Annotated in this window: 7 protein-coding genes; 5 read left to right on the top strand and 2 right to left on the bottom strand. The window is 39.4% G+C overall.

What is annotated here, in order from left to right; all coding sequences use genetic code 11:
• Positions 1-94: 94 nt before the first annotated feature.
• Entirely contained in the window at positions 95-1,735 is a 1,641-nt protein-coding gene (locus BV375_RS04460; RefSeq protein WP_086757690.1) for a TrbI/VirB10 family protein, read from the top strand.
• A 30-nt stretch (positions 1,736-1,765) separates the two neighbouring features.
• Here the strand turns inward: BV375_RS04460 and BV375_RS04455 are convergent, their stop codons facing one another.
• Positions 1,766-3,139 carry a DUF2252 domain-containing protein gene (locus tag BV375_RS04455; protein WP_086757687.1) on the bottom strand — a complete coding sequence of 458 codons (1,374 nt, stop codon included), beginning with the start codon at positions 3,137-3,139 and terminating at the stop codon, positions 1,766-1,768.
• Between the two features lie 180 nt (positions 3,140-3,319).
• Between BV375_RS04455 and BV375_RS04450 the strand changes: the two genes are divergently transcribed.
• A complete protein-coding gene (locus tag BV375_RS04450; RefSeq protein ID WP_086757684.1) occupies positions 3,320-3,607 on the top strand; it encodes a hypothetical protein in 288 nt (95 codons plus the stop codon).
• Between the two features lie 1,227 nt (positions 3,608-4,834).
• Complete coding sequence (locus tag BV375_RS04445; protein WP_086757682.1) at positions 4,835-5,506, top strand: hypothetical protein; 672 nt, start codon at positions 4,835-4,837, stop codon at positions 5,504-5,506.
• Between the two features lie 236 nt (positions 5,507-5,742).
• On the opposite strand, the gene BV375_RS04440 is transcribed toward BV375_RS04445, so the two are convergent.
• Positions 5,743-7,236, bottom strand: coding sequence for an NB-ARC domain-containing protein (locus tag BV375_RS04440; protein ID WP_086757680.1), 1,494 nt, complete (start codon positions 7,234-7,236; stop codon positions 5,743-5,745).
• A gap of 361 nt (positions 7,237-7,597) precedes the next feature.
• On the opposite strand from BV375_RS04440, the gene BV375_RS04435 reads away from it, so the two are divergent.
• The gene (locus BV375_RS04435) at positions 7,598-8,101 is read left to right on the top strand and encodes a hypothetical protein (protein WP_143841987.1); all 504 of its coding nucleotides are present in this window, start codon (positions 7,598-7,600) and stop codon (positions 8,099-8,101) included.
• Positions 8,102-8,169: 68 nt separating this feature from the next.
• Complete coding sequence (locus tag BV375_RS04430; RefSeq protein WP_086757677.1) at positions 8,170-9,039, top strand: polyphosphate kinase 2 family protein; 870 nt, start codon at positions 8,170-8,172, stop codon at positions 9,037-9,039.
• The last annotated feature ends 630 nt before the right edge of the window (positions 9,040-9,669 follow it).

Raw genomic sequence — 9,669 nt, 5'->3', positions numbered from 1 at the left:
ATTTGGCTGCTCACCGCATTGCTGAAGCTCATCTGCAAATCTATAAAATTTGTGAATTAGAAGATAAAGAATGTAATTTAAAGTAGTTGAAAAAATGACTCAAAATTCAATTTCTGCAAATAATCATTTATCAAATTCAGTCAATACTAAATCTGATCATTCTTCATTAGAATCAGATAAAATTCCACAAAATTTAGTTAATCCTAAATCTGATAACTACGAATTAGACGTAGACTCTGCGGATTGGGAATTAAGAATGGCAAAATTAGTTGGGTTAGAGGCAGAATCTGTATCTGCTGATGCCGAAGTATTAGAAGAATCAGCTAACTTACAGCCATCGCTATCTCAATCAGTAGAAGAGAAGACTGAACAATCACTCTCATCCAATCCCTTTGCTAAGCTCGGCTTGGTAGGTAGTGCTACTTTAGCTATAGTTTTATTTGCTGGCGGTTTTTTATCACAATTGATGAGTAGTTCTAATCAAAAGCCAAAAAACAATAATATTGTTTCTCCAGAAGTGCAATCGCCAACAAAAGAACAATCTAGAGAATCAGATTTAGAGGAAAAAGTAGAGACTCTAAAAACGAAATTAGCTCTGACTGAACAAGCAGAAGCTGTGAAACTAGCACAACAACAGTTAAGAACTGGAAAACTGAGAACAGTTCAGCAAAATTCACAGCTAGATACTTCTCGATATAGACAGACAGTAGTACAAAGAACACCAACACCGATGTCAACAGTTTATGTACCTCGGGTAGTTACAGTTGAGCGCATTGTTAGATCTCCCTATCCTCAACAACCTTTTGCTCAATCTTCACTACCACCTCAATCAATAATTAGCAATCCACAAACTCAACCTTTAGTAAATATAACTCCACCACCTACACCAAATCCCCTCCAAGATTGGCAAATGTTATCAAAGTTAGGTAGCTATGGACAGGTGGCTATTACTGATAAATCTAATGCGAATGTTAGGACTGTGGAAGAGGAAAACAATGACCAGGTAGAAGAACAGACAATAAATCCCAAGCCTGAACAAAGACCAAAGCAGCAAACTTCTAGAGTCGACCAAGTAGTGCAGCAGAGTCCAAAATCGATAGCAGTCGGAAGCCATGCCAAAGCTGTGCTAGCGACAGCTATATTTGGAGAAACGACTAAATCCACAAATAGCGACAAGCCTAATGTATTTGTAATACGCTTGAAAGAAGCGTTAAAAGCTGTGGATGGTGCGATCGCTGTTCCTGCGAATACTGAATTATTAGCTGAAATTAACTCTGTTTCTGACCAAGGCTTGGTACAGATGGATGTAGTCAAAGTTATCTTACAAGATCAAGGCAAACTAACAGAGAGGAGCTTACCGCAAAATGCGCTGATGATTCGTGCTCCCCAAGGTAAACCTTTGATAGCCAACCAATTTCCCAATAAAGGGTCATCTATTGCCAGTATGGATGTAGGGCTATTTGTTTTAGGTGGACTTGGTAAAGCAGCAGAGTTAGTTAATCGTACTGAATCCCAAGTTGTGACTACAAATGCTGGTGGTACTATCGTTAGCAATACCAACCCGCAACGCAACATCTTGGCTGGAGTGTTTGAAGGTGGTATGAATACTGTGGTTCCCCAAATTGCTCAACGCAATCAACAAGCAATCTCCCAAATGACTCAACGAACCAACGTTTGGTTTCTACCAGCCGGTACAGCAGTTGAAATCTATGTTAATCAAGTTATGCAGTTTTAGAGGTCACAAGTAGGAACGACATTTTAAGTATTAGTAAAGTGGCACACCTCGGTTATAAGCATCTAGGAAACTTGCATAGTCGTACTCAACTTGAGTTGCATAATCTAATGCAAAGTTGACAATCTCATTTTTGAACGTAGCCTTGTTCTCTCTCACCAGATCCGTTACTTCTTTGTCAACACTGTAGGGAACGATCGCATCATTATAATCCTTGTCAGAGATGGCATGGTTCTTAGCTACAACTTTTCCCGCATACCCCATTGCATCCATAAATTTTGATTTAGTTGAGAGCAAACTATAATCAAAGTTTTTTTGGTAAGGAGATTTCTCATGCAGCATGAACGAAATATTGTTTACCGTAGTGTAGCCAACTAAGGGATCAGTATTGGAAAGCATCGCTTTGTTGGCAATTGCCACTCTTCCTCCTTCATTGTTGTCATAGACAGAACTCGGTAACAAACCCGGAGATGCGATCGCAACAGCGCTACTAGTTTCTTGCTTCATCTCTAAAATGCGATCGTCGTCAGTTACGGAACTGGGGCCTTCAATGAGCAAAAAATATCGATATCTGCCAAGACTACCAATACCTGAACTCAATTTGAGGCGAATATCCTTGAGAGTGTAGTAACTGTTGATGTAGCGTTTGCTACTAGGAATTGAAGCGATATAGCTGCTCATGGCAGATGTAATATCTGAATAGGTACTGCTAGATAGAGGTTGGAGTTTGGAGGTTGTCTGCAAGACGCGATCGCCACTGCTATTGAGCAGCGTATACTTTCTTAAAAAGCTCGAACGGCTTTTGTTTGCAGCTGCTTGAATTAAATCCTGAACTACACCGTTGGTACTACTCGATTCTAAACGGTAAGACAATTCATCATTTGTTCCCTTAAAATCACTCATTTTGTTGAGGTAAGTATCTAGAAAATTGCGAACAACATCTTGAGCATCAGATGAGCTTAGTCGATCCTCTTTAGCTGCTAAAAGAATTGAGACTGCCATCCGCCGCAAGTCCCAAACGTAGGGGCCGAGATAACCTTCATCAAAATCAGTGGTATCAAATACATTGTTGCCATTGTTATCTCTTATTCCCCCAAGATTCTGCATATGCATATCTCCTTCTAGCCAAATGGCTCTTGTTGAAGAATTGACGAATGCTGAAGCTGGTAATGTCTGCATATCGCGATAAAAGATGTGCGCTGTCCCTCGATAAAAAGCGAAAGGACTAGCTGCCATCTTTTGCATTTTTGTTGCTAGTTCTTGAGGTAATTGAGCAGCAAATGGATGATTATATTGATAAATTTTATTTTCTAACCAATTTGGACGGGGGGTTGCAGCTTGAGCCGTAGTTGCAAATCCTAAAGTTAGAATGGCTGAAGTGACAATTATAAATAGTTGTTTTAACATACTAAAAAACTGAGGTTGTAAGTAAATTGATGTTTGCTAGATTACTGTAAAGGCAGACAATTATCCAACAACCATTTTTAACCTGTTTGAAGAACTGCAACTATTTGGTTATGGTTACAGGGTAGAGGTTAAACAACACGAAACCGATGTATCATAAAAATAGATTTACAAAAATCAACAATGATAGAACGCCCAATCAAAAAATCAGAACGTCAGTCCCAAGCAAATACTGACCAAAATTCAGAAAATTTGGATTCTGTGCTTCCTATTGAACCAAATACCAAAGGCTCAAAACCAAGCAGTAATCGCTCCTCTGGTAAAGGAAAAAAAGGATCTTTTGGTGATGAAAGCAAGCAGCAGGTTAATCCTGCATTGGCGCGTGGGCCGAAACCCGTTAAACCTAAAATCAATGTTCAAAAAAACTCTGAAACTGAATCAGAGCCTATCTCTGAAGAATCTCAAGATTAACATAATTACGGACAAGCTAAGGAGCTGTAACTACTGAAAATAGATAAGCTGAGAATCAATCAGTTTTTATCTGAGACCTACGAGTAGGCTATCACCTACTTGTAGGTCATTGATACCAAAAACATTGAAGTGTACGGTACTTTCTTGGTCAATGATTGTGTAGGCTTTGGTACTGAATGGTTAAATCAAGTTATTGAAGGAAAAGTTGAGTATCCTTTGATAGCTTATATAGGAAATTTACTTAGTCTTTTAGCTTAAAAATATTTAAGAAAACTAATATTTGGAAGTTAGAGGTTCTCCTCAAACTATGTAATTTTTGGATGCGAAAGCTGTGCAGTCTGGGAAACATTGAGCAATTTGCGTTACATACAACTTCATAAGCACAAATCCTATTTATCCTAGTTTCAACAAACTGAACAATACAGTAGTTTCCCTATTCAAATAAAATTAATTCTTTAGATAGAAGACGATACTAAATAGTAAGTTTATCATTGAAAGTAGATATCTCAATTACTAAATAGTAAGGAGAATCTTAGAACGTGAAGATCGCTGTCCAGTCAAGGGCGAAGCTTATAAAGTAGCAGCAGTCACTCAAGCACTAACTGGTAGAGACTTTCCTGCTAGTAAAGAGAAAATCCTCCAACAAATAAAAGGTCACGAAGAATTCACTCGACAAAAGACAAAACTATAGATTTACGATCGCTACTTGAACAAATAGGTCAAGGTCGGTTTGAAAGTATGCCAGAGTTAGTCGAAGTTATAAGTCAGAGTGTGAGAGAAGAAGAACCAGGAGCATAGTAAGCGGTAAAGTTGCGTCAAGCAAGTAGCTACTCGTTTAGTGAATTTTTAAAGTGCTGTGAATTAAACTCTTGTATGCAATCTAATTTTTGGCCATATCTTGGCGCAACAGAAATTTCTGTAGATTATGCCATTATTCTGGTTTCTGATTTCAATTTAGGGGCAAGCGCATTTTTTTATCCGGGTAAGAGCTTGCCCTTTTCATATGAAATACGCTGCTATTGCCACTCTCACTGCAAGTGATGCGATACTTGGAGTACTTTTGTAAAAACGTTAGCAGAAGCTATACCCATTGAGTGACAACGAGCAGCGGATTGATAATTTACAATGCAAAATAATTTAACTAATTGATAGTTAGATCCTGGCTGCCTCATCAAACTTCTAGGTCAATTGGCAGTGAAGTAATTTCATGCACACCAGCTGGAGATTATGACTAGAAAACTTGCATTGTGGTTACTGTGGGCTGGATTTATCGCCTATATTGTGTTTTTGGCACCGCCTCTGCACTTAGATGAAACCCTAGCGTTGTTGAAAAATATCTTTACTTTTAACTGGGCTGCGATCAATCCAATTATCCTTTCTTTATTTTCTCTGGTGGGTATTTGGCTATTAATTTATAGCGGTTTATTGTTTATTGATGGCAGGATGCAACGGATTTCTTTTTGGCCTTTTGCCATAGCATCAGTGGGTTCTGGTGTACTTGGTCTTTTGCCATATTTGGCTTTACGCGAACCTAATCAACAATTTTCTGGGCAAAAGGATGCTTTTTTGAATCTATTAGATTCTCGCCTTTACGGTATCATCTTGACTTTAAGCACAGTTGTCTTGCTTACTTATAGTTTTGCCTTCGGTGATTGGGGAGATTATGTGCAGCAATTCCAAAGCGATCGCTTTATCAATGGCATGAGTTTGGCATTTGGCCTGTTTTATCTTTTATTTCCTACTGTTGTTGGTGATGATATGGCTCGTCGCCGCTTCCCTAATGCCCAGGTATTTTTAGCAGTAGTATTTGTTCCCTTACTCGGTTCTGTTGCTTATCTTTGCCTGCGCCCGCCACTAATGTTATCAACTATTCGTGGACAATCGTTAGTTAATCAGTAAACAGCCGTTCGCAGGCGTCTTATCTCCCCCTACTCCCCTGCATTCATAGCGATGGGATATTTTTTATTTGAAAATCTCTTGAACTTGTGGCAAAAATCCGAATAGAAACAAAAAGAACCACAAATAAACACACAAAGAAATTGGAGCGGCTTGCCGCAGGCATCTGAACTTCAGTGTGAACACCGATATTTATCTGTATTCATCTGTGGTTGAATACAGATAAATATTTTCTGCCTTCATCCAGGTTTCCTCAACTGCTTCAGGAGTACCGCTACATTACAAGCGATATAACCAATTGCTAACGGAGATTGATCCTTTAAAAGCCATAGCATCCGCTCAAGAGTTTGTGGTAGAGTCGCACCATACACCCGCCACAGATAGTCCCGCAGTTGATGCAAAATGCGATCGCCTGCAATATCATCAGTACCAGGCCGCAGCAACCGATGAGTTCGCAGTATTTTAAAATAACGCATATTATTACTCTGCACTACCTGTTGAATCTCTTGAGCAGCGCGTTCTACCAACTCATCGGTAACTACTTTCATCACCAACGGTTGCAAGCTAAATGAGATTTCCCCCGTACCTATCCATTTTTCCAAAAGCGATCGCCTTTCTAAGGCGACAATTGCCTCTAACACTGTAGCCGGATCAACGGATATTAATAGATGAGTTTGCAATCGCGAGAAAGAGACAGGTTCTTGCCAGATTGCCAACCAGTAGAGAATATCTTGTTCTAAATCGGTAAGTTGCTCGAACTGTTGTTTGAGAATAACTCGCAAGCGATCGCCAATCACTAAAGTATTCTGAGCCAGAAATGCAGCCACATTTCCAGCAAACACCAATTGAATCAACGGTGTTACAAGTTTCAGTGCTAAGGGATTACCGCGATAAAGTTGAACTAAAGCTGATAGTCCTAGTTCTTTACTTGTAAATCCTCTTGATTGCAATAGTTCCAGCGCCTCTGTTTTTGACAAACCCTTGAGGTTTAAACAGCGAACTGTTTTTGTATCAATTTCAATCGCCTTTGGTTGTTCGCGACTGGTGAGCAGAATGCAACTTTGATGGCGATCGCGGCTGATTTTTTGGATAAATTGATTGTAATTGCTTAAATCTGCATCTAAGCCATCAAGTATTAGCAAATAGCGACGTTGTTGCAGATGGTGTAGGAGTTGTGCCGTTCCTTGTGGAATATCATGAACAACGTTGTTATCAAAGTTATTCAGCAAGCTATCCAGCAGAGAATTTAGGGATGGTGCAGAATGAAGCGATCGCCAAATTAAGCAATCAAATTTTGATTGAATGTGGTCTATTAAAGCAAGTGCTAGCGCAGTTTTCCCAATACCACCGATACCAACAATCATGACTAACTTACAGCCACCTGTAATCCATTGTTCTAACTGAGCTAATTCCTGGTTTCGCCCATAAAAACTTTCGACATCAGGCGCTTCATTCCAGTCAAGGTAAGGTGTAGGGATATCTGCAATATTTATAGAGTGTATATCAGAAGAATCTGCGATCGCTTCCCAATTAGTGATGCCAACAGCTTGACAGATAGCGATAAAAATTTCTTGCTGAATGCGATCGCCCTGCCAAAAACGCCGTAATGTAGCTCTAGAAGTATGAGCATCCTGCCACCAACGCGCCGTGCTGGTTTTCGTCCATCCAAGACGCAGCCGTGCTTTGTCTACAATTGCCAGTCCTACCGTTGATGCCCTAAGCGAGTTTGACATACATCTGTTGAGTAAGCAGATCACTTCTAATTTTGAGGCCTTGGTGATTGAGGGGATGATTTCTGTCTCACGCATAGACGCGTACTCCTTCGCAGAAGCAAGCTACGTGCAAAGCCGCAAAGAATCTAGCTTTGCCCTTGACTAAAAATCTTAATTCATCACACTAAATATTCAACGCTTCTAATTTTAGTCAATTAATTTACATTAAGATAATTTCAACTTAAGTCGATTGCGATCGCTCAAGTATATCTTTTTTTACTTGTCTTGCTTTTACACTCACTAATGCTTGCCAACTATTTGCATAGCCCCCAACTGATTCGCTAGGCTATTTATATTCTAATTATTCTGAGGCTTGCTATGTATGGATTTTGAAGGTAAAGCTACCGCGACAACTGCTACAGACAACATGGAATTGCCACCTGCTAATACTCGTAAGCCTTTAGTATTGCTGCGAGATGCTGAGGCTTTACTACGTCGCCCCACCGTGGAAACACTCGTACCGATTTTACCACCCAAGTTGAGCAACAAATTACAAACAGCCTCATCTTTAGCTGAGGAATCTTTAAAAGAACTAGCAGAAATTAACTTGGAAGAGATAGGTGACTTTGATCTGCGACCTGCAAGGATTCGTGTTGGTTTAAGCTTTGTTGGTTTTGGAGCTTTGATGATACTAATATTGTTGCTTCACTTGAAGACCTTAAATTTACAATTCAGTACAGTTGAGCAGATGCAGCAATTTTGGTATCAATATGTTTGGTTTGTCTGCTTGGGTGTAGCGGGGATGTTTATCTTAGGTCGAGAAGCAATGCGTCCGATCCGCAAACAGCGAAAATTACAAAGAGATAATATTTATAAGCAAAGATAATTTGCTTATTTTAATACTTTATAATGCCAAATGTGGCTAGGTATATAGACCTTTGGGGGCCATTTTATATGAATCATGACGCTTTTATTGTTAAACCAGGAGCGAAGATTTCTTTACAAAAGCAATACGACCCTGCATATAAGGCTGATTATCAGGACAAAACTGCTGCTGAAGGCAAATTACAAGCAGATATTCAAAGGCTAATATCTTACCAAGATATTCTCTACGCACAAAATACTTATGCGTTGCTGATTATTTTCCAAGCAATGGATGCTGCTGGTAAAGACAGTACAATTAAACATGTCATGTCAGGTGTCAATCCTCAAGGTTGTCAAGTTTTTAGTTTTAAAGGGCCAAGTGCAGAAGAATTAGACCATGACTACCTTTGGCGCTCAATGAAGGCTTTGCCAGAACGCGGCCGGATTGGGATATTTAACCGCTCATACTATGAAGAAGTATTAGTAGTGCGTGTGCATCCAGGTATTCTCCAAAACCAGCAACTTCCTCATTTTCCTAAGGGAAATGAAATATGGCAACAGCGTTTTGAGGAAATCAATAATTTTGAAAAATACTTAGTCAATAATGGTGTTATCATCCTCAAATTTTTTCTGAATGTTTCTAAATCAGAACAGAGAAAACGCTTTTTAGCGCGGATTGACTCACCTGAAAAACATTGGAAATTTTCTGCCAATGATATCCGAGAACGAGCTTTTTGGGATGATTATATGAGTGCTTATGAAGAAGCTTTTCGGCATACTAGCACTGAATGGGCACCTTGGTATATTATTCCTGCCGATCGCAAATGGTTTACACGCCTTGCAGTTGCTGATATTATCTGCACAAAATTAAAAGAATTGAATCTGAAATATCCCACTGTTACCGAAGAACATCAGCAGAAACTTTTGCAAGCAAAGCAAATGTTAGAAGAAGAAGATTAACTTGTTATACTAAATGTTTGGCGTGCCGTGCGGTATAACCGCGCCATTGCTTGTGACAGTTGGGTAATACCAATTCACGAAATTATTGATACAAATTACTTCCTCTGCTCCCTCTGCTAGCCTATATGTATCATTTTTAAAGTGAAATGGTATAAGTCCTGACCCAATCAAGAAAAAACTCTGGCTTTCAAAGTAGACGCGGTTTAGATTATATTTTTTCCCTTTAACTTGCAAGGTAATTTTTTCTCTCCATTACATAATGCAAGATGCGGCGATTTCGCGCCGCTGAAGCAGAATTATTCTGTAGAGTTATACGAGAGGCAATACGGTTCAGTTAAGGTGATAAGAGTTCTCATCTGTCGAAGAAAAACCAAGATTTGGGGATTCTCCCCCAAACCCCCGATTGGGGGACGCAACCGTCCCCCAAGCCCCCTCCAAAATAATTGTTCGGTTTTTTGTTTAGTAATTATTTGTGAACTTTGTTGTCAATGAATTTTCTTAACTGAACTGTATTGATACGAGAGGAGCGTTGTTTTGGAAGCTAGCTCAGGTAATAATAGAGTGACTAAGTAGAACGGTGTGGAAAAACAAAACTATGTTTTGAAAAATCAAATAGGCTTAAACCCTCTT

This window comes from Nostoc sp. 106C (assembly GCF_002154725.1).
In the GTDB taxonomy this organism is placed as follows: domain Bacteria; phylum Cyanobacteriota; class Cyanobacteriia; order Cyanobacteriales; family Nostocaceae; genus Aulosira.
This window is presented reverse-complemented; position numbering and strand designations above follow the sequence as displayed.

Excerpts from the sequence above, each read along its gene's own strand:
- BV375_RS04460 (WP_086757690.1), top strand. The coding sequence starts at position 95 with ATGACTCAAAATTCAATTTCTGCAAATAATCATTTATCAAATTCAGTC.
- BV375_RS04455 (WP_086757687.1), bottom strand. The coding sequence starts at position 3,139 with ATGTTAAAACAACTATTTATAATTGTCACTTCAGCCATTCTAACTTTA.
- BV375_RS04450 (WP_086757684.1), top strand. The coding sequence starts at position 3,320 with ATGATAGAACGCCCAATCAAAAAATCAGAACGTCAGTCCCAAGCAAAT.
- BV375_RS04445 (WP_086757682.1), top strand. The coding sequence starts at position 4,835 with ATGACTAGAAAACTTGCATTGTGGTTACTGTGGGCTGGATTTATCGCC.
- BV375_RS04440 (WP_086757680.1), bottom strand. The coding sequence starts at position 7,236 with ATGTCAAACTCGCTTAGGGCATCAACGGTAGGACTGGCAATTGTAGAC.
- BV375_RS04435 (WP_143841987.1), top strand. The coding sequence starts at position 7,598 with ATGGATTTTGAAGGTAAAGCTACCGCGACAACTGCTACAGACAACATG.
- BV375_RS04430 (WP_086757677.1), top strand. The coding sequence starts at position 8,170 with ATGAATCATGACGCTTTTATTGTTAAACCAGGAGCGAAGATTTCTTTA.